Source organism: Luteimonas soli (assembly GCF_042648865.1).
GTDB classification, from domain to species: Bacteria; Pseudomonadota; Gammaproteobacteria; order Xanthomonadales; family Xanthomonadaceae; genus Luteimonas; species Luteimonas soli.
Genome location: NZ_JBHRYA010000001.1, coordinates 536,677 through 556,101, shown reverse-complemented (window position 1 = coordinate 556,101; position 19,425 = coordinate 536,677). Strand labels below are relative to the sequence as shown.

At 70.5% G+C, this 19,425-nt stretch carries 18 protein-coding genes; 12 read left to right on the top strand and 6 right to left on the bottom strand.

Going from position 1 to position 19,425, the window contains the following annotated elements; all coding sequences use genetic code 11:
- Positions 1–319 precede the first annotated feature (319 nt).
- Positions 320–877 carry an NUDIX hydrolase gene (locus ACFONC_RS02520; RefSeq protein ID WP_386742040.1) on the top strand — a complete coding sequence of 186 codons (558 nt, stop codon included), beginning with the start codon at positions 320–322 and terminating at the stop codon, positions 875–877.
- A gap of 184 nt (positions 878–1,061) precedes the next feature.
- Here ACFONC_RS02520 and pip read toward each other — a convergent pair whose 3' ends face one another.
- Both pip and prmC read right to left on the bottom strand, forming a co-directional pair.
- A complete protein-coding gene (pip, locus tag ACFONC_RS02515; RefSeq protein ID WP_386742039.1) occupies positions 1,062–2,003 on the bottom strand; it encodes a prolyl aminopeptidase in 942 nt (313 codons plus the stop codon).
- 106 nt (positions 2,004–2,109) lie between these two features.
- Positions 2,110–2,946 carry a peptide chain release factor N(5)-glutamine methyltransferase gene (gene prmC / locus ACFONC_RS02510; RefSeq protein WP_386742038.1) on the bottom strand — a complete coding sequence of 279 codons (837 nt, stop codon included), beginning with the start codon at positions 2,944–2,946 and terminating at the stop codon, positions 2,110–2,112.
- A gap of 182 nt (positions 2,947–3,128) precedes the next feature.
- Between prmC and ahpC the strand changes: the two genes are divergently transcribed.
- The 4 genes from ahpC (at position 3,129) to ACFONC_RS02490 (ending at position 7,080) form a co-directional block, all read left to right on the top strand.
- Positions 3,129–3,689, top strand: coding sequence for an alkyl hydroperoxide reductase subunit C (ahpC, locus tag ACFONC_RS02505; RefSeq protein WP_386742037.1), 561 nt, complete (start codon positions 3,129–3,131; stop codon positions 3,687–3,689).
- A gap of 157 nt (positions 3,690–3,846) precedes the next feature.
- The gene (gene ahpF, locus ACFONC_RS02500) at positions 3,847–5,439 is read left to right on the top strand and encodes an alkyl hydroperoxide reductase subunit F (RefSeq protein WP_386742035.1); all 1,593 of its coding nucleotides are present in this window, start codon (positions 3,847–3,849) and stop codon (positions 5,437–5,439) included.
- Positions 5,440–5,470: 31 nt separating this feature from the next.
- Positions 5,471–6,433 carry a LysR substrate-binding domain-containing protein gene (locus ACFONC_RS02495; protein ID WP_386742034.1) on the top strand — a complete coding sequence of 321 codons (963 nt, stop codon included), beginning with the start codon at positions 5,471–5,473 and terminating at the stop codon, positions 6,431–6,433.
- Positions 6,430–7,080 (top strand): hypothetical protein, encoded by a 651-nt coding sequence (locus ACFONC_RS02490; protein WP_386742033.1) that lies wholly within the window; start codon positions 6,430–6,432, stop codon positions 7,078–7,080. The genes ACFONC_RS02495 and ACFONC_RS02490 overlap by 4 nt, the downstream gene beginning before the upstream one ends.
- Positions 7,081–7,201: 121 nt before the next feature.
- Here the strand turns inward: ACFONC_RS02490 and ACFONC_RS02485 are convergent, their stop codons facing one another.
- Both ACFONC_RS02485 and ACFONC_RS02480 read right to left on the bottom strand, forming a co-directional pair.
- The gene (locus ACFONC_RS02485) at positions 7,202–8,122 is read right to left on the bottom strand and encodes a DMT family transporter (RefSeq protein ID WP_386742032.1); all 921 of its coding nucleotides are present in this window, start codon (positions 8,120–8,122) and stop codon (positions 7,202–7,204) included.
- 113 nt (positions 8,123–8,235) lie between these two features.
- Positions 8,236–10,431: a diguanylate cyclase gene (locus tag ACFONC_RS02480; protein WP_386742219.1), complete on the bottom strand. Its 2,196-nt coding sequence runs from the start codon at positions 10,429–10,431 to the stop codon at positions 8,236–8,238.
- Positions 10,432–10,682: 251 nt separating this feature from the next.
- Here ACFONC_RS02480 and ACFONC_RS02475 point away from each other — a divergent pair, with 251 nt between their 5' ends.
- From ACFONC_RS02475 to ACFONC_RS02455, 5 genes are all read left to right on the top strand, one after another.
- Positions 10,683–12,452, top strand: coding sequence for a glutamine--tRNA ligase/YqeY domain fusion protein (locus tag ACFONC_RS02475; RefSeq protein ID WP_386742031.1), 1,770 nt, complete (start codon positions 10,683–10,685; stop codon positions 12,450–12,452).
- 2 nt (positions 12,453–12,454) lie between these two features.
- A complete protein-coding gene (locus ACFONC_RS02470; RefSeq protein ID WP_386742030.1) occupies positions 12,455–12,877 on the top strand; it encodes a hypothetical protein in 423 nt (140 codons plus the stop codon).
- Complete coding sequence (locus ACFONC_RS02465; RefSeq protein WP_386742029.1) at positions 12,877–13,452, top strand: nucleoside deaminase; 576 nt, start codon at positions 12,877–12,879, stop codon at positions 13,450–13,452. The genes ACFONC_RS02470 and ACFONC_RS02465 overlap by 1 nt, the downstream gene beginning before the upstream one ends.
- Positions 13,453–13,564: 112 nt before the next feature.
- Positions 13,565–14,647 (top strand): 23S rRNA (cytidine(2498)-2'-O)-methyltransferase RlmM, encoded by a 1,083-nt coding sequence (rlmM, locus tag ACFONC_RS02460; protein WP_386742028.1) that lies wholly within the window; start codon positions 13,565–13,567, stop codon positions 14,645–14,647.
- An 89-nt stretch (positions 14,648–14,736) separates the two neighbouring features.
- Positions 14,737–15,489, top strand: coding sequence for a hypothetical protein (locus tag ACFONC_RS02455; protein ID WP_386742027.1), 753 nt, complete (start codon positions 14,737–14,739; stop codon positions 15,487–15,489).
- 134 nt (positions 15,490–15,623) lie between these two features.
- Here the strand turns inward: ACFONC_RS02455 and ACFONC_RS02450 are convergent, their stop codons facing one another.
- Positions 15,624–16,802: a UbiH/UbiF family hydroxylase gene (locus ACFONC_RS02450; protein WP_386742026.1), complete on the bottom strand. Its 1,179-nt coding sequence runs from the start codon at positions 16,800–16,802 to the stop codon at positions 15,624–15,626.
- Positions 16,799–18,007: a 2-octaprenyl-6-methoxyphenyl hydroxylase gene (ubiH, locus tag ACFONC_RS02445; protein ID WP_386742025.1), complete on the bottom strand. Its 1,209-nt coding sequence runs from the start codon at positions 18,005–18,007 to the stop codon at positions 16,799–16,801. Before ubiH ends, ACFONC_RS02450 begins: the two co-directional genes overlap by 4 nt.
- Positions 18,008–18,243: 236 nt before the next feature.
- On the opposite strand from ubiH, the gene ACFONC_RS02440 reads away from it, so the two are divergent.
- Together ACFONC_RS02440 and ACFONC_RS02435 are read left to right on the top strand one after the other, a co-directional pair.
- Complete coding sequence (locus ACFONC_RS02440) at positions 18,244–18,843, top strand: hypothetical protein (protein ID WP_386742024.1); 600 nt, start codon at positions 18,244–18,246, stop codon at positions 18,841–18,843.
- Between the two features lie 9 nt (positions 18,844–18,852).
- Positions 18,853–19,407, top strand: a complete 555-nt coding sequence (locus tag ACFONC_RS02435; protein ID WP_386742023.1) for a cob(I)yrinic acid a,c-diamide adenosyltransferase — start codon at positions 18,853–18,855, stop codon at positions 19,405–19,407.
- Positions 19,408–19,425: the final 18 nt, after the last annotated feature.

The window sequence follows — 19,425 nt, the reverse complement described above, 5'->3', positions numbered from 1 at the left end:
ATCCCGCCGGCTCCGCGGACCCGACGCGAAGCGTCGGGCGCGAAGGCGGGGTGTGCTTTCTTTGCGCCAGGTTTCTTTGCACAAGCAAAGAAAGGTGGCTCGCGCCGTCACGGCGCGAAAGCTCTTGACGTTGATGTCGGCGGACAGAGCGCGTCGGGGACGTAGCCCCGACCTACGGCGGATTCTGCGACGCGGGGTGAAGAGCGCGTCGGGGGCGTAGCCCCGACCTACGGCCAACCCTGCAAGCATGACGCAATATCGTCTGCCCTTGCCCGGCAACAGCAACCCACGCCCGCCCCTGCCGCGGTAGGATCGTCGGATGAACGATGCCAACGGGGAAACGCCCGAACTCCTCTACCAGGGCGAATGGCTGCGCATGGTCAAGCGCGGCCAGTGGGAATCCTGCGAACGCACCCACGGCAAGGATGGCCTGGCGGTGCTCGTCATCGCGGTGACCCCCGACGACCACGTGCTGTTCGTCGAACAGTACCGCGTACCGCTGGGCGCGAAGACGATCGAGATGCCGGCCGGGCTGGTCGGCGACGACGACGCCAACGACACCCTGGGAAGCGCCGCCCGCCGCGAACTGATCGAGGAAACCGGCTGGGACGCCGCCCGCATCGACGTGCTGCTGGTCGGCCCCACCACCGCCGGCATGAGCAACGAACGCATCGCCTTCGCCCGCGCCCGCGACCTGACCCGGGTCGGCGACGGCGGCGGCGTCGCCGACGAGCGCATCACCGTCCACAGCATCCCGCGCGCGCAGGCGCCAGCCTGGCTGATGCAGAAATACGCCGAGGGTTTCGAGCTCGACCTCAAGCTCTGGGCCGGGCTGTGGATGATCGAACACAACCCCGACGGTTCGCCGGCGGGTTGAAGGGACCTACGGGAACAACCTGTGGGAGCGGCTTCAGCCGCGAGTTTTTGAAGCCCTGGCCAGAAGCAAGAGCAAATCCCCCATACCCCCTCAACAAGGGGGGCAAAAGCGAAAAGCTTTTCCCCGGCCCCGGAAAGCCCGCGGCTGAAGCAGCCCCGCAGGGATCGGGGACCGAGTGCGCGCCTCAGGCGAAGGCGTCTGTCGCGCGCACCAGCGCGTCGGTGTTCTCCGGCTCGAACGCGGAGTGGCCGGACGCCGGCGAGATCGCCAGTTCCGCCTTCGGCCAGGCCTTGTGCAGGTCCCAGGCGTTCTGGATCGGGCAGACCACGTCGTAGCGGCCGTGGACGATGATGCCGGGGATGTCGGCGATCTTGCCCGCGTCGCGCAGCAGCTGGTCGTCGACTTCGAAGAAGCCGCCGTTGACGAAGTAGTGGTTCTCGATCCGCGCGAAGGCCAGCGCGAAGCGTGCGTCGGCGTGGCTGTCGGCGAAATCCGGGTCGATGTGGAGGAAGCTGGTCGCGCCTTCCCACACGCTCCACGCGCGCGCCGCGGCGAGCCGCGTGGCTTCGTCGTCGCTGGTCAGGCGGCGGTGGAAGGCGGAGATCAGGTCGTGGCGTTCGACCGGCGGGATCGCCTTGATGTAGTGCTCCCAGGCGTCGGGGAACAGGCGCGAGGCGCCTTCCTGGTAGAACCACTCCAGCTCCCAGCGCCGCAGCATGAAGATGCCGCGCAGCACCAGCTCGGTGACGCGCTTCGGGTGCGTTTCCGCGTAGGCCAGCGCCAGGGTCGAACCCCAGGAACCGCCGAACACCTGCCACTTCTCGATCCCGAGCTTGACCCGCAGCCTCTCGATGTCCTCCACCAGGTCCCAGGTGGTGTTGTCGACGAGGTCGGCGTGCGGCGTGGAGCGGCCGGCGCCGCGCTGGTCGAACAGCACGATGCGGTACTTCGCCGGGTCGTGGAAGCGCCGCATCTTGGCGCTGCAGCCGCCGCCCGGGCCGCCGTGCAGCAGTACCACCGGCTTCCCCTCGGGATTGCCGCACTGCTCGTAGTGGAGCGTGTGGCGGTTGTCGACTTCGAGCTTGCCGGTGTCGAAGGGTTCGATCTCGGGATAAAGCGTGCGCATGTGGTGGCTCGTGGAAATCGGCGGATATCGCAAAGAGTCTAGCGTAGGTCGGGGCTACGCCCCCGACGCCCGGAAGATCAAGAGGCGTCGGGGACGTAGCCGCGACCTACGGTTTTCGGCCGAGCGTGACGCGGTCGCGCTGCTCGAGGTCACGCTCGGTGGTTACGTCGACGAAGCCCGCGGACTCGAACAGCGCACGCACCGCCGCACCCTGCTCCCAGCCGTGTTCGACCAGCAGCCAGCCGCCGTTGCGCAGGTGCGCGGGCGCGTCGGCGGTGATGCGGCGGATCGCATCCAGGCCGTCGATGCCCGATGCCAGCGCGCCGCGCGGCTCGAAGCGCAGGTCGCCCCGGGCCAGGTGCGCGTCGCCGTCGGCGATGTAGGGCGGGTTGCTGGCGATCAGGTCGAAGCGCTCGCCGGCCAGCGGCGCGAGCCAGTCGCCGTGGCGGAATTCGACGTTGCCGATGCCCAGCGCCGCGGCGTTGCCGCGCGCCACCGCCAGCGCCGGTTCGCTGGCGTCGGTGGCGACCACGCACGCGTCGGGGCGCTCGCTCGCGATCGCCAGTGCGATCGCGCCGCTGCCGGTGCCCAGGTCGGCCGCGCGCGCCGGCGACGGTTGCGGGATCCGCTGCAACGCCAGTTCGACCAGCATCTCGGTCTCCGGCCGCGGGATCAGCGTGTCTGCGGTGACGGCGAGGTCGAAGCGCCAGAAGCCGCGGGTGCCGAGCAGGTAGGCCACCGGCTCTCCGGCGGCGCGCCGCTGCACCAGTGCGGCAAAGGCCTGCGCGGAGGCGTCATCGGCGTCATCGCCGGCGTGCGCGTACAGCCATGACCGCGTCCGGTCCAGCACGTGGGCGAGCAGCAGTTCGGCATCGACAGCTTCGCCACCGGCGTCGTTCAGATGCGCGCGGGCATCGCGCAACAGGGCTTCGATACGGGCCATCGGGACTCCGGCAAGGATCGGCATCGTAAGCGCTGCAGTCCGTTGATGTTGCACGCACTCCGATAGCTGAAATCTATCAATAGAATTGATATAATCGATTTTACATATTGATAGGCAATGCCTAATCTATGCGTCGACGCCGGCGAACGCCGGTCTTTCCTGCCATCAACCCGAGGAACCCCATGTCCGTCATCAATACCGAAATCAAGCCGTTCCGCGCCACCGCCTACCAGAACGGCGAATTCATCGAAGTCACCGACGCCGACCTGAAGGGCAAGTGGTCCGTGGTGGTGTTCTATCCGGCCGACTTCACCTTCGTCTGCCCGACCGAGCTTGAGGACCTGGCCGTGAACTACGACGAGTTCAAGAAGCTCGGAGTCGAGATCTACTCCGTGTCCACCGACACCCATTTCTCGCACAAGGCCTGGCACGACACCTCGGACGCGATCGGCAAGATCAAGTACCCGATGATCGGCGACCCGACCCATGAGATCTCCAGCAACTTCGAGATCCTGCGCCCGACCGGCCTGGCCGACCGCGGCACCTTCATCGTCGACCCGCAGGGCGTGATCCAGGCCATCGAAATCACCGCCGAGGGCATCGGCCGCGACGCGCTGGAACTGCTGCGCAAGGTCAAGGCCGCCCAGTACGTGGCCGCGCATCCGGGCGAGGTCTGCCCGGCCAAGTGGAAGGAAGGCGAGAAGACCCTGAAGCCGTCGCTGGACCTGGTCGGCAAGATCTAAGCCCCACCCCGTTCCCATCCCCGCACGAGCGGGGGTGGGGATGGACCGGAGCCCGTGTCGCTGCGGCGCGGTTTGCGGTCCATCCCCACGCCGGCGGCGACCTGCCCCGCGCAGGACGCCCGCCCCGCGTTTGCCTTGCATCCGGAGAATCGAAGCCATGCTCGACGACGATCTGAAGACCCAACTTGCCGCCTACCTCGAGCGCCTGCAGCGCCCGATCGCGCTGGTCGCTTCGGTCGACGACGGCGACAAGTCGCGCGAACTGCTGGAACTGCTCGAAGACATCCGCGCGCTGTCCGGCAAGGTCAGCGTCGAGGTGCGCCGCGACGACGACCAGCGCAAACCCTCGTTCGCGGTCACCGCCCCCGGCCACGACATCGACCTGCGCTTCGCCGGCCTGCCGATGGGCCACGAGTTCACCTCGCTGGTGCTGGCCCTGCTGCAGGTCGGTGGGCATCCGTCCAAGGCCGCGCCGGAGCTGCTGGAACAGGTCCGCGCGCTCGAAGGCGAATACCGCTTCGAAACCTATTTCTCGCTGTCGTGCCAGAACTGCCCGGACGTGGTCCAGGCGCTGAACCTGGCCGCCGTGCTTAACCCGAACATCCACCACGTCGCCATCGACGGCGCCCTGTTCCAGGACGAGGTCGAGGCGCGCGAGGTCATGTCGGTGCCGTCGGTGTTCCTCAACGGCGAACCGTTCGACCAGGGCCGGATGAGCCTGGAGCAGATCGTGGCGAAGCTCGACACCGGCGCTGCCGCACGCGAGGCCGAGGCCATCGGCGCGAAGGACGCGTTCGACGTGCTGGTGGTCGGCGGCGGCCCGGCCGGCGCCGCGGCCGCGATCTACGCGGCGCGCAAGGGCATCCGCACCGGCGTGGTCGCCGAGCGCTTCGGTGGGCAGGTGCTGGACACGATGTCGATCGAGAACTTCGTCTCGGTGCAGGACACCGACGGCCCGAGGCTGGCCGCGCAGATGGAGCAGCACGTGCGCCAGTACGAGGTCGACATCATGAACCTGCAGCGCGCGCAGCGGCTTGAGCAGGACGCCGACGGCATCACCACGGTGAGGCTGGAAAGCGGCGCGTCGCTGCGTGCGCGCTCGGTGGTGCTGTCCACCGGCGCACGCTGGCGGCAGATGGGCGTGCCCGGCGAGGACCAGTACCGCAACAAGGGCGTGGCCTACTGCCCGCACTGCGACGGCCCGCTGTTCAAGGGCAAGCGCGTGGCGGTGATCGGCGGCGGCAACTCGGGCGTCGAGGCCGCGATCGACCTGGCCGGCCTGGTCGCCCACGTCACCCTGATCGAATTCGACGACCGCCTGCGCGCCGACGAAGTGCTGCAGCGCAAGCTGCGCAGCCTCGACAATGTCGACATCATCACCTCCGGACAGACCATCGAGGTGCACGGCGACGGCAGCCGGGTCAACGCGCTGTCGTACCGCGACCGCGTCGGCGGCGATGTCCACCGCGTCGAACTGGAGGGCGTGTTCGTGCAGATCGGCCTGTTGCCCAACACCGAGTGGCTCAAGGGCACGCTGGAGCTTTCGCCGCGCGGCGAGATCGAGGTCGACCACGCCGGCCGCACCTCGCTGCCGGGCGTGTTCGCGGCCGGCGACGCGACCACCACGCCGTACAAGCAGATCGTGGCCGCGATGGGCGATGGCGCCAAGGCCTCGCTGAGCGCGTTCGACCACCTGATCCGGACCAGCAGCCCGGCGAAGCAGCCAGAGCCCGAGGTCGAAGCCGCCTGACGCCGGCACGGGCGCGAAGCGGAGGAACCCCATGAACCTGCGTGACCTCAAGTACTTCGTCGCCCTAGCCGAGCACCTGCACTTCGGCCGCGCGGCGGCCGCGTGCTTCGTCAGCCAGCCCACGCTGTCCACCCAGGTCCGCAAGCTGGAGGAGGAACTGGGCGTGGCCCTGGTCGAACGCGCGCCGCGCAAGGTGATGCTGACCGCCGCCGGGCGCGACGTTGCCGCGCGCGCGCGACGCGTCGTCGCCGACGTCGAGCAGATGCGCGAAGCCGCGCGCCGCAGCCAGGACCCGGAGGCGGGCACGGTCAGGCTCGGCATCTTCCCCACGCTCGGCCCCTACCTGCTGCCGCACGTGGTGCCCGGCATCCGCGCGCGCTTCCCGCAGCTGGAACTGCTGCTGGTGGAGGAAAAGAGCGACGTGCTGCTCGAACGCCTGCACGAAGGCCGCCTCGACGCCGCGCTGCTGGCACTGCCGGTCAACGACGACCAGCTGCACGTGGAGTTCCTGTTCGAGGAACCGTTCGTTCTCGCGGTGCCGGAAATGCACGCGCTGGCGCAGCGCGAGTCGCTGTCGCTGCGCGACCTGGCCGACGAACGCCTGCTGCTGCTCGCCGACGGCCACTGCATGCGCGAACAGGCCCTCGACGTGTGCCACCTGTCCGGCGCCAGCGAGAAGGCCGAGTTCCAGGCCACGAGCCTGGAAACGCTGCGGCAGATGGTGGCGGCCGACGTCGGCGTGACCCTGCTGCCGACGCTGGCGGTGAAGCCGCCGGTGGCGCGTTCGGACAACATCCGCCTGGTCCGCTTCCGCGACCCGCCGCCGAGCCGCCGGATCGCGATGGTGTGGCGCAGGAGTTCGGCGATGACGGGCTTCCTGGAACAGCTGTCGGACGTGCTCCGCCAGCTGCCGCACGACCTGCTGGTACCGGCCGCGGATGCCGGCAATTCCGGCAGCCTGCACGCGTACGTCCCCGGAGCCTCGGGCGTGTGAACCTGCGACTGGCCGCCGTGCTGCTGGCGCTGTGTGCGATCGGCTGGTGGTACTCGCCGGTGTCGCCGCGCGTGCCGAAGCCGCCGGCGCCTGCCGCCGGCGCCACGGCCGGCTGTCCGATGCCCTCGCGCGCGGAGGCCGGGGGCGCGCCCCTGCAAAGCAAGCCGCCGCGCTCGCTGCCCGCGTTCGCGCTGGAAGCGGCGACGCTGCAGCCGCTGGCCGGCTTCAGCATCGACGCGCGGGTGCTGTCGCGCGAAGACTATTCGACGGGCCGGGAAGCCGACCTGTCCCCCACCGACCTGGCGCTGGGCTGGCAGGAAATGGCCGACGATGCGGTGCTGTCGCGACTGGACATCTCGCAGTCCGGACGCTGGTACCGGTATCGCTGGCAGGGCGAACCACCGCTGGCGCCCGCGGGCATCACCCGCAGCAGCGCCAACATGCACATGATCCCCTCCGACGCCGAGGTGGCACGCGCGCTGCGCAACGTGCGCGCCGGCGACCGCGTGCGCATCGAAGGCTGGCTGGTCGAAGCCACCGCGCCGGACGGCTGGCGCTGGCGCAGTTCGCTCACCCGCGAGGACACCGGCAACGGCGCCTGCGAGTTGGTCTACGTGTGCGCGATCGAGGTCGGCGTGGGGTTATGAGCTCGCCGTAGGTCGGGGCTACGCCCCCGACGGCTTTCCGCGGCGGCAGATCGCGCGCGCCGGAGTCGGCTCGCGAGCCGAAGATCAAGAGCCGTCGGGGACGCGGTCCCGACCCGCGGCATCAGACCGGTTGTTCCGGCAGCCGCGAGCGGCCTTTCAGGCTGGCCAGGAAAATCCCGGCCAGGCTCAGCGCCAGCCCGATCCATTCGCGCGGCTCGGTGGGGCGGCCGAACAACCACACGTCCAGCACGAACGCCACCACCGGCTGCAGCAACAGCAGCAGGCCGACCAGGGCCACGCGCAGCTGCGCCATCGCGCGCGAGATCAGCACCCAGCTCAGGCAGTGGCCGAAGCCGGCAAGCGCGAGCAATACCACCAGCGACTTGAGCGACGGGATCGCGAACGACGAACCCTCCGCCAGCCCCGCGCCGCCGAGGAACACAGCGGTGACCAGCGCCGCGATCCCGAGCACCTGCGCCACCGGCGCCGGAGCCGTGCGGTCGACGTGCGCCTCGTGCTGCGAGCGGCGCAGGGCGAGGTTGTAGGCGGCGTAGCACACGCCGGTGCCGAGCCCGAGCCACACGCCCCATCGGTACTGTGGCGGCAGCTGCGCCCAGTTCGAACCGAGCATCAGCCACAGCCCGGCGAAGGCCAGCAGCAGCCCGGCCAGGAAGCGCGGGCCGACGCGCTCGCGGAACAGCAGCACCCCGGCCAACGCCATGAAGAACACCTGCGCGTTGCCCAGCAGCGTGGCCAGGCCCGGGCCGACCAGCAGGATGCTGCGATGCCACAGCCACAGGTCGGCGGCGAAGAACGCGCCGGTGGCGATGATCCAGCCCCAGGTGCGCGGCGCCAGCGCGCGCCAGCCGCCCGAGGCCAGTACCCAGCCCAGCAGCATCACGCCGGCGAAGGCCATGCGCCAGAACGCCGAAACCGTCGGCGGCGTGCCGGCCAGTTCGACCATGATGCCGTTGGTACCGATGATCGCCGCGCCCGCCAGCATCCAGGCCAGGGCCTTCGGTTCGCTCCGCGAATGGGTCATCGATACGCCTGCATGGCCTCGCCGGTACGGCGACGGCACATGGTAATGATTCCGGTGGGAGCAGTTGCCGTGCAGCGGCCCTGGGAGGTTGCCCGCGCGCGGCCCGGCCGCGCTCAGCTGAATACGGCCGGCGCCACGTGCACGCGGTTGCGGCCGCCGCGCTTGGCCGCGTACAGCGCCTTGTCGGCGCGGTCGATGGTGTCGCGCGGGTCCTCGTCGCGCAGCCGGGTGGCCACGCCGACGCTTACCGTCAGCCCCAGCACCTGGTCCTCCCACTCCAGGGCGAGCCGTTCGATGTCCCCGCGCAGCTGTTCGCCGACCATCCGCGCCGCCGCGCCGCCGCGCGCGGGCAGCACGGCGATGAACTCCTCGCCGCCATAGCGCCCCAGCAGGTCGTCGTCGCCAAGCGCCGCGCGCAGCCCCTGGGCCACGACCCGCAGGCAGTGGTCGCCGCAGGCGTGACCATATTTGTCGTTGATTGCCTTGAAATGGTCCATGTCGACGAACAGCACCGAAATCGGCCGCCCGTCGCGCTCGGCCTCGCCGAAGCTGCGCACCAGCCACTGGTCGATGGTGCGGCGGTTGAACGTGCCGGTGAGGGCATCGAGCTCGGCCGACCGCCGCAGCTGGATCGCGGTCAGCGCCTGGTCGACGTGGACCAGTGCCAGGCGGACGAACTCGCCGGCCAGCGCCAGCTCGTCGGTGGTGAAGCCTTCGCCACCGGCGCGTTCAAGCAGCAGCACGCCCCAGGCCGGCGCGCGGATCGGCAGCGGGACCAGCGCCTCCATCGCCACCCCGCCGCCATCGCCCACGGTGACCGGCTGCTGCAGCGGGATCCCGTTCGCGGCGTGGCGCTTGAGCGACAGCTCGCGCTTGCCCACCAGCGCCTCGGCACCGGCCCTGCCCACGGCCGGCACCGCCACCTGCACGTCCTGGCCGTGGTAGCCGCGCGCCAGCACCACTGCCTTTTCGGCGCGCACCAGCGGCACCAGGAATTCGAGCAGCTGGTGGAAGGCGGTCCACTCGATGTCGCCTTCGCTGCAGCTGCGCAGCTTCGACTGCAGCGTGGCGTTGAGGTCGGAGCGCGCGGCTTCGCGCTGCATCCGGCGCTCCGAATCCAGCCGCGCCAGCTGGTCGCGGTCGCGCTGGTCGCGGTAGTCGCTGATGCGGTTGATCACGCCTACCGCGAGGATCGCCATCGCCCCGGCCAGCGCGAGCTGGTCGCCCGAGCGCAGCCATGGGAAGTTGTCCAGGTAGCCATGCAGCATCAACCGCCGGGCCACGCTGGCAGCGATGGTCAGCACCGCGAGGGTCGCCAGCGGCCACCCCATCGGGATGCGGCGGCGGGCAGCGTCGAACACCAGCCACAGGCAGGCCAGCGCGGCGACGCCCCGCGCCACCATCGCCAGCGACTGCAGCCAGCGCGCCAGCGGCTGCAGGTCGAGCAGGCACACCGCGGCCAGTGCGGCCATCACGATGCAGGCGATGTCGATGGCGCGCGCCGTTGCCGGATGCGCCCGCCGCGTGCCCGCGTAGCGCAGCAGCAGCTGCGGCAGCGAGGCACAGAGCAGGAACTGCAGCGCCAGCAGGCCCTGCACGCCCCAGCCGGCGAGCCAGCGCAGCCCCTGCACCTGGTACAGATGGCCGTTGACGGCCGAGAACGTCAGCAAGGTGAGCGTGGCGCAGCCGAACAGGGTCATGAACAACCGGTCGCGCGCGGCCGAGAACAGGGCCAGCGCCAGCAGCGCCAGGGTGAACAGGCTGGCGTAGATCGTCGCGCTGATCGCCACGCCCTGGCGCTCCACGCGCCAGGCCTCGGCATTGCCGATCACGCGCGGCCGCAGCACCACCGGCATCCCGCCGGCGGCGCGGATTTCGAGGTCGACCTCGCCCTGCCAGTCGTAGGGCAGCGCGAACACGTATCCGGTCGGCAGCGGCCCGTCGTCCGGATCGGGACGGAAGAATCCGTGCTCGACGCTGTGCCATTCCTCGCGGGCGAGCTGTAGCCGTTCGACCGGCTTTCGTTCGACCCAGACCACCCACGGATCGCTGCGCTGCGTGCGTGCCGGCAGCGTGAAGTGCATTCGCGCCACCGTGTCGCCCGGGCCGCCGTCGACCAGCAGCGCCTGCCCGTCGGCACTGATCGACGGCGCCGTCCCGCGCTGGTCGAGCGTCGCCTGCAGTTGCGCCGGGATCAGTTCGGCATTCGGCATGCCGCCGGCGATGGCGCTGGCGACCAGGGCCAGCAGGATCAGCAGGCAGCCGGCGACCAGCCACTCGTGACGCGAGGAATGGCGCAGCGCGCGCATGCTCACCGGCGGGCTCCGGCCTGCGCAGGGCCATGCGCACGCCGCGCCGTCGCCGCCAGCGGCAACTGCGGTCGCGTCGTTTCCAACCCCCGCCCCCCGTATTCCATACCCTGGCGCACGCAACTTGCGTGCCAGCTCGGCCAGCGCTCCGGGGCGGGGGCGATCGATGGACGCCCATTCAGCCCGGCCCGCAACACGTTCACCGGCCGATGGGCTCGGCTAAACTGTTGTTTTTCCCGGCACCCCCGCACATGAGCCACAGCACTGCCCCCGCCGCGGGCCCGAATGCGGACACCCCCGCGCCGCCCGCCGAAAAGCAGGATTTCATCCGCCAGATCGTCCGCCAGGACCTGGCCAGCGGGAAGCATTCCGCCATCCGCACCCGTTTCCCGCCCGAGCCGAACGGCTACCTGCACATCGGCCACGCCAAGGCCATCTGCCTGGACTTCGGCATCGCCGCCGAGTTCGCCGGCCTGTGCAACCTGCGCTTCGACGACACCAACCCGGCCAAGGAAGACCCCGAGTTCGTGCAGGCGATCCAGGACGACGTGCGCTGGCTGGGCTTCGACTGGGCGACGCTGCGCCACGCGTCTGACTACTTCGAAGTGTTCTACCTCGGCGCGGAAAAGCTGATCCGCCAAGGCGACGCGTACGTGTGCGACTTGAGCCCGGAGCAGATCCGCGAGTACCGCGGCACCCTGACCGAGCCGGGCCGCGACTCGCCCTGGCGCAACCGCAGCGTGGAGGAAAACCTCGACCTGTTCCGGCGCATGCGTGCCGGCGAGTTCCCCGACGCCTCGCATACGCTGCGCGCGAAGATCGACATGGCCAGCGGCAACATGAACCTGCGCGACCCGGCGCTGTACCGGATCAAGAAGGTCGCCCACCAGAACACCGGCGATGCCTGGCCGATCTACCCGATGTACGACTACGCGCACTCGCTGGGCGACGCGATCGAAGGCATCACCCACTCGCTGTGCACGCTGGAGTTCGAAGACCACCGGCCGCTGTACGACTGGTGCGTGGACCGCGTCGACCTGGCGCACACGCCGGAGCTGCTTGCGCCGCTGCTCGACAAGGGCCTGCCGAACGAGGCCGCCAAGCCGCGCCAGATCGAGTTCTCGCGCCTGAACATCAACTACACGGTGATGAGCAAGCGCAAGCTCACCCAGTTGGTGGGCGAAGGCCTGGTCGACGGCTGGGACGACCCGCGCATGTACACCCTGCAGGGCCTGCGCCGACGCGGCTACACGCCGGCGTCGCTGCGGCTGCTGGTCGACCGCGTCGGCATCAGCAAGCAGAACTCGGTGATCGACTTCTCGGTGCTCGAGGGCTGCCTGCGCGACGACCTCGACGCGCACGCGCCGCGGCGCATGGCGGTGGTCGAGCCGCTGAAGATGGTGCTCACCAACCTGCCCGAAGGCCACGCCGAGACGCTGTCCTTCCCCAACCATCCGAAGGACGAATCGCTCGGCACGCGCGAAGTGCCGTTCTCTCGCGAGCTGTGGATCGAGCGCGGTGACTTCGCCGAAGTCCCGCCCAAGGGCTGGAAGCGGCTGGTTCCGGGAGGCGAGGTGCGCCTGCGCGGCGCCGGCATCGTGCGCTGCGACGAAGTGGTCAAGGACGCCGATGGCAACCTCCTCGAACTGCGCGGCACGCTCGACCCCCACTCGCGACCGGGCATGGAAGGCGCCAACCGCAAGATCAAGGGCACGATCCACTGGGTCGACGCGACCCGCGCGGTGCCGGCGGAGATCCGCCTCTACGACCGCCTGTTCTCGGTCGCCAACCCCGACGACGAGAGCGAAGGCAAGACCTACCGCGACCACATCAACCCGGATTCACGCACGGTGGTGCAGGGTTACGTCGAGCCCGCGGCTGCGCAGGCAACGCCGGAGATGCGATTCCAGTTCGAGCGCACCGGATATTTTGTCGCCGACCGCCGCGACCATCGCACGGACGCGCCCGTGTTCAACCGCGCCGTGACCCTGCGCGACACCTGGATGCAGAAGGGAGACTGACCATGCCCAAGCTCCTCCAAGCCATCGCCCTTTGCCTGTGCGCCGCGCTCGCCGCGTGCGCGGCGCCGGCCACCAACGGCGGTGCGGCTCCGCAGGACCCGGCCGCCAAGGCGCCACCGTCGATGTCGCGCCCGCTGCCGCCAAACCGCGTGCGCGAGGCGCCGGTGATCGACTACAGCTGCAAGGCCGACAGCGATTGCGCGGTCAAGAACGTCGGCAACTGCTGCGGCGCGATGCCCGCCTGCGTCAACAAGGACAGCCCGGCCGACCCGGCCGCGGTGCAGTCGCAGTGCGCGAAGGACGGCCGCGCGGGCGTGTGTGGATTCCGCGAGATCGAAAGCTGCTCGTGCAATGCCGGGCGCTGCGAGCCAGCGGAAGCCTTCATGCCGCAGCAGTCGCGACCGCAGTCGAAGGTTGAACTCTGATGCTTTACGCACAGGTCCATCTCACCCTGCCGGCATGGGTGCACGACGCCGTCGATGCCACGCGCACCTGCGCCACCGACGAGGAAAAGGTGGCGCTGGCAATCGAACTGTCGCGCCGCAACCTCGAGGCCGGCACCGGCGGCCCCTTCGGCGCGGTTGTGTTCAACGCCGACGACCGCATCGTCGCGGCCGGCGTCAACGTGGTGCTGCCGCAGAACACCTCGCTCGGGCACGCCGAGACCATGGCCTACATGCTGGCCCAGCAGCGCCTGCAGCGCGCGCGCCTCAACCGCGACGATGCCGGCGAACCCGACGGCCACTACACCCTGGCCACGTCCGCGCAGCCGTGCTGCCAGTGCTACGGGGCCACGATCTGGGCCGGCATCGATCGCCTGCTGATCGGCGCCCGCGCGCAGGACGTGATGGAGCTGACCGAATTCGACGAAGGCCCGCTGCCGGCGGACTGGGTCGGCGAACTGGACAAGCGCGGCATCGAAGTCGTGCGCGACGTCCATCGCGAGGATGCGCGAGCGGTGCTGCGCGCCTATGGCGAACAGGGCGGCCGGCGCTATTGACCGCCACCGCCCGCCGTTGCCCACGTAGGAGCGGCGGAAGCCGCGGGCCTTTGATCTTTGGGGTGCGTCGAAAAGCTCGCGGCTTCCGCCGCTCCTGCGTGAGAGCCATCCAATGACCGGACTGCTCTGTTACTGCCGCGCCGGCTTCGAGCCGGAACTTGCTGCGGAACTGACCGCGCGCGCCGCCGAGGCCGGTTTTGCCGGCTATGCGCGCACCGAGCGAAGCAGCGGCTTCGTCGTGTTCGCCTGCGACGAGGCCAACGCGCTGTCGCGTGCGCTGTCGTGGCGCGGGCTGGTGTTCGCGCGGCAGAAGCTGCGCGTGATCGCGGAACTGCGCGGGCTGGATCCGAAGGACAGGATCGGGCCGATGCTGGCTGCGCTGGGAGTGGTCAACGACGCGGGAGTGGCGGGTCGAGACCCGCCCTGCGGGGCATACGGATCGCTGTTCGTCGAACATCCCGACAGCGATGCCGGAAAGCCGTTGGCGGGGCTGGCACGCGCCTTCGGCAATGCGCTGCGTCCGGCATTGCGCAAGACCGGGCTGCTCACGAAGCATGACGACCCCTCGCTGCCACGCCTGCACGTGTGCTTCGTCGACGGCGACCACGCCTTCGTCGCCATCGCCGATCCCGCCGACAGCGCGCCATGGCCACTGGGCATCCCGCGCCTGCGCCTGCATCCCGACGCGCCCTCGCGTTCGGCGCTGAAACTCGACGAAGCCTTGCTCACCCTGCTCGACGACGGCGAACGTGCGCGCCTGCTGCGCAACGGCATGCACGCCGCCGACCTCGGCGCAGCCCCCGGTGGCTGGACCTGGGTACTCACCCGCCACGGCCTGCGCGTGAGCGCGATCGACAACGGCCCGCTGCGCCAGCACGTGCTCGATACCGGCCTGGTCGAACACCTGCGCGCCGACGGCTTTCACTGGCAGCCACCGCGGGCGCTGGACTGGATGGTCTGCGACATGGTCGAGCAGCCGCGCCGCGTGGCCGAGCGCATGGCCACCTGGCTGCGCGAAGGCTGGTGCCGGCAAGCGATCTTCAACCTCAAGCTGCCGATGAAGAAGCGCTGGGACGAGACCCGCCTGTGCCTGGACCTGGTCGCCGAACAGGCCGGGCGTCCGCTCGCGATCCGCGCCCGGCAGCTGTACCACGACCGCGAAGAGATCACGGTCTTCGCCGCCGCGGCCGCCTGAGCGACCGTTCAGCGGCTGTTTCGCGCGGTTGACGCCGGATTCATTGCCCTGGTCCTAGCGTGGCCGGGTCATCCAAGCCGGAGCTCGACATGAAGCGCTTTCCCACTCCTTCCCTGCTGGCCGTCGCACTGATCGGCGCGTTCGCCGCGGGTGGCGCCTGGGCGCAGACAGCCGTAGAGCTGGGCCCTGCCAAGGCCGCCACCAAGGACGCCTCCCGCACCGCGGCGGCCGAAGCCGACGTGGCACGCGCCCAGGCGCAGGCGGCCCGCAGCGCGGCCGAACAGGCGGCTGCGAGCAAGCGCGGCGGTGCGCTGACCAGCGACGGCGCGGCGAACGCCGAATACCAGGCCTACGTGGCCGACCAGTCCTCGAAGCAGGCAGAGCAAGCCGCGCTCGACGCAACCCGTGCCGCCAACCAGGCCGGGGCTGCACGCTCGGCAGCGACGGGCGGGACCCGCCAGGCCGGACATGCGACGTTCCAGGCCCGCCAGGCGGCCAACGCGGCCGGCGACGCCAGCGCGCAGGCCACGCGGGCCGCCACCGAAGCCGCGCTCGCCGCGCGTGCGGCGCAGGACGCCGTCACCGCGCCGCCGGCGCCGCCACCGCCGGCGCGCGTCGCGCCAACCGGCCCGACCGAACCGCTGGTCACCTTCACCTCCAGCCCGTCCAACTCGATCGTCGGCGACTACAAGGTCGACTTCGCCGCGATGGACGGCAATGGCAACGGCAGCATCAGCCGCAGCGAAGCGAGGTCGAACGCCACGCTGAGCGCCGAGTTCGACGCCGTCGACAACAACCACGACGGCAAGCTCGACCGGCAGGAACTGGAAGGCTGGATGTAGTCCACCACCGACCGACGAAAGCAGAAGCCCCGCGAAAGCGGGGCTTTTTTTCCACGGGCCCCAGGAAACCCTGCAGGAGCGGCGGAAGCCGCGTGCCCTTGTTCGTTGGGCAAGACTACCGAGGCCGGCTTCCCCTAAAGCCCGGCCGCCCGCCTCCACAACACTTCGGCCAGCGGCGGCATCCGCCCGGCAAGTCCCAGCAGTGGCCCGCGCAGCAGGGTCCGGTGCATGCCATCGCTGGAGAACAAGCGGTTGATGCCATCGTAGGCGTGCGCGGCAAGCGCGTTCTCGCTGCGGCGCACGCGCGCCCAGCGCGCCAGCCGCGGCGGCGAGGCCCAGTCGGCGCGACGACGCAGTGCATCGGCGACCGCATCGCGCAGCGCGGCCACGTCGCGCAGCCCGAGATTCACGCCTTGCCCGGCCAGCGGATGCACCACGTGCGCGGCGTCGCCGACCACCAACACGCGTCCGTGTACGTGCGATTGCGCCAGTTGCAGGCGCAGCGGGAACGCAGCCCGCTTCGACACCGCGCGCATCGGCCCGAGGCGCCCGTCGAAGGCACGCGTGAGCTCGCGCGCGAACGCCTCGTCGTCCAGCGCCAGCACTTGTGCCGCACGCGCGTCGGGCAGCGTCCAGACGATGGAACTGCGTCCGTCCGCGAATGGCAGCACCGCCAGCGGCCCGCTCGGCAGGAAACGCTGCCACGCGGTGTCCTCGTGCGGCTGCCCGGTTTCGATGTACGCCACCACGCCACGCTGGCCGTAGTCGTGGCGGCTGACCTCCCCGCCGGCGAGCCGGCGCAGGGTGGATTCGGCGCCGTCGGCAGCGACCGCCACACGCGCATCGACGCGGCTGCCATCGTCCAGGCGCAGGCGCACGCCGTCGTCGTCCTGCTCCAGCGCTTCGACCCGCGCAGGCGCGCGCACGTCCACGCCGGCGCGCGACAGCGCCGACCACAGGCGGTCGACCAGCAGCCCGTTCTCGACGATCCAGCCCAGCTCGCCGCGGCCGAACGCATCGGCGTCGAACGCCAGTTCGCCGCCGCCAGCCGCATCCCACACGCGCATGCGCCGGTACGGTTGCGCGCGTGCGTCGAGCACCTCTCGCCAGACGCCGAAGCCGTCCAGCAACGCGGCGTTGTCCGGCGCGAAGGCAAACACGCGCAGGTCCGGATGCGACGGCGACCAGTGCGCCGGCTCGGCCGCCTCGACCAGGCTCACGTCGAGATCGAGCCCGGCCAGCGCCAGCGCGCAGGCCGCGCCGACCACGCCGCCGCCAACCACCACCACGTCGCTGCGCGCGCCGCGGCTCACGAGGCCTTCCTGCACAGCGCCGGCACCTCGCCGCGATAGCCCATCGCGCCGCCGACCAGCAGCGATTGCGCCGAGGGCACGCGGTCCAGCGCGAACAGTCCTAGGCTGCGCAGCGGGCGCAGCAGCGGCGCGTCGTTGGCGGTCAGCCGCGCCAGGCCGTCGCTCATCGCCAGCGTCCTGCCGCGGTCCTCTTCGCGGCGCCGTGCATGGTCGGCAAGCAGGCCGGGGGTGCCGGGATCGCCGCCGCCCGTTTCGATCAATTCGGCCAGCGTCAACGCGTCGCGCAGGCCGAGGTTGAAGCCCTGCGCGCCGATCGGATGCAGGGTCTGCGCGGCGTTGCCGACCAGCACCGCGCGCGGCGCGATGGTCTGCCTGGCCACCGTGCCGATGGCCGGATAGACGCTGCGCGCACCGACCGAAAGGAAACGGCCAACGCGCCAGCCGAATGCGTGCTGCACGCGCTCGAGAAACGCTGCGTCGTCGAGCCCCTGCACGGCGTCCGCCTCGTCGCGGGCAACGCCATGTACGAGGCCGAAGTGGCGGTCGCCGCGCGGCAGCAGCGCGGTCGGGCCGTGGTCGCCCAGGCGCTCGTAGGCGGTGCCGTCGGGTGCGCGCGCCGCGCGCAGGCGGGCGACGAACAGGGTCTGCAGGTAGTCGTGGCTGTCGGCCTCGATGCCCAGCGCCGCGCGCACGCCGCTGCGGGTGCCGTCGGCGGCGACCAGCAGCCGCGTGCGCAAGTCGCGTTCGCCATCATCGTCGGAGATGCGGACGATGCGGGCTTCGGCATCGCCCTCGCCCAGGCCGACGAAGCGCGCGGGGCGGTATCGGGTCAGGTGCGACAACTCGCCCAGCCGCGCTTCGAGCGCCTGCCCGAAGTCACGCGCCACCACCACCCGGCCGAACGCCTCGCGCCCGTAGTCCGCCGCGACCAGGCTGGCGCGGCCGAAATCGCCGCGGCGGCTGACGTGGATGCGGGTGATGGCGCCGATCGGCGCATGCAGCTTCGACATCACGCCCAGCGCGTCCAGTGCGTTGACCGTGGCGTCGGCGAAGCTCAGGTTGCGCTCGTCGAACACCGCCGGCAGCGACCCCGGCGGCGTCGCCTCGACCAGCCCGACGTCGAGGCCGAGCCGGTCCAGCGCAATCGCCAGGCTGGCCCCGACCAGGCCACCGCCGACGATCACCACGTCATGTCCTGCCTTCATGGCGCCATGATAGAGCGTGTCATCGGCCTTGAAGTGCTCACGGGCGCCAGTGCGGCCGCGAGGCAAGGCGCGGGCCGCCGCCAGGGCCGACCGCCCTGGCAGGGACTGCAACGCGGCATGGTGCCGCACTGGCGCATGGGGAAGTGCTTCAAGGCCGATGACACGCTCAAACCCTGCCGCGGCCAGTTCGCTAGAATGGCCGCTGTCCGCATGCCATGCCCGGAGCCGCCCGCCCCATGAACACCAACCTGCAACGCGTCATCGTCCTGTCCCTGCTCGTACTGCTGATGGCGGCGACGCGCACGCATGTCTTCACCCACTTCACACCGGTGCCGGATGCGTCGTGGGCGGTGTTCTTCATCGGTGGCTTCTACCTGCGCAACTGGTCGCGCTGGGCGTTCGGGCTGCTGATGGTGCTGGCGGTGGGGATCGACTGGGCCGTGATCACCGGCCAGGGCATGAGTTTCTGGAGCCACTATTGCGTGTCACCGGGCTACTGGTTCCTGGTCCCGGCGCACCTGGCGATGTGGATGGGCGGCCTGTGGCTGCGCCGCAATTACACCGGCGCCAGCATCCCGGCGCTCGGCCGGCTGGCCGCTGCCATGGTCGTGGCCACCGCGCTGTGCCACCTGTTCGCGCAGGGCGGCTTCTACTGGCTCAGCGATAGCGTCGCCGAACCGACCGTCGCCGGCTGGGCGAAGAACTATGGCGACTGGTTCATGCCCTACCTGCGCGCCACCGCGATGTTCGTCGCGATCGCCGCCATTGCACAGGTGGTCAGCGAACAGGTGGCTGCGCATGCCCATCCGGCCGCGCGCGACCAGAAGAAGCACTGACCGCCTGCCGTGGGTAACCGCCTGTCGAAGATCTACACCCGCACCGGCGATGACGGCAGCACCGGGCTGGGCGACGGCAGCCGGGTGGCGAAGGATTCGGCGCGCGTAACCGCCTATGGCACCGTCGACGAAGCCAACTCCACCATCGGCCTGCTGCTGGCCGCGGACGTGCCGGACGACATCCGCGGGCTGCTGACCACCGTCCAGCACCAGCTGTTCGACCTGGGCGGCGAGCTGTGCATCCCCGGGCACGCGGCGATCGAGGATGCGGACATCGACCGCCTCGAGCAGCACCTGGACCACTACAACGAAGCGCTGCCGCCGCTGAAGGAATTCATCCTGCCCGGCGGCGGCGACGCCGCGGCGCGCTGCCACATCGCGCGCACCGTGGTGCGGCGCGCCGAACGCGAAACCGTCGCCCTGTCGCGCCAGGAGACGGTACGGCCGCAGCCGATCCGCTACCTCAACCGCCTGTCCGACCTGCTGTTCGTGCTCGCGCGCGTGCTCGCCCGCTCCAGTGGCCACGGGGAAGTGATCTGGCAGCACGAGCGCCGCAAGTCCTGAGCACGGGTGGCCGGACCT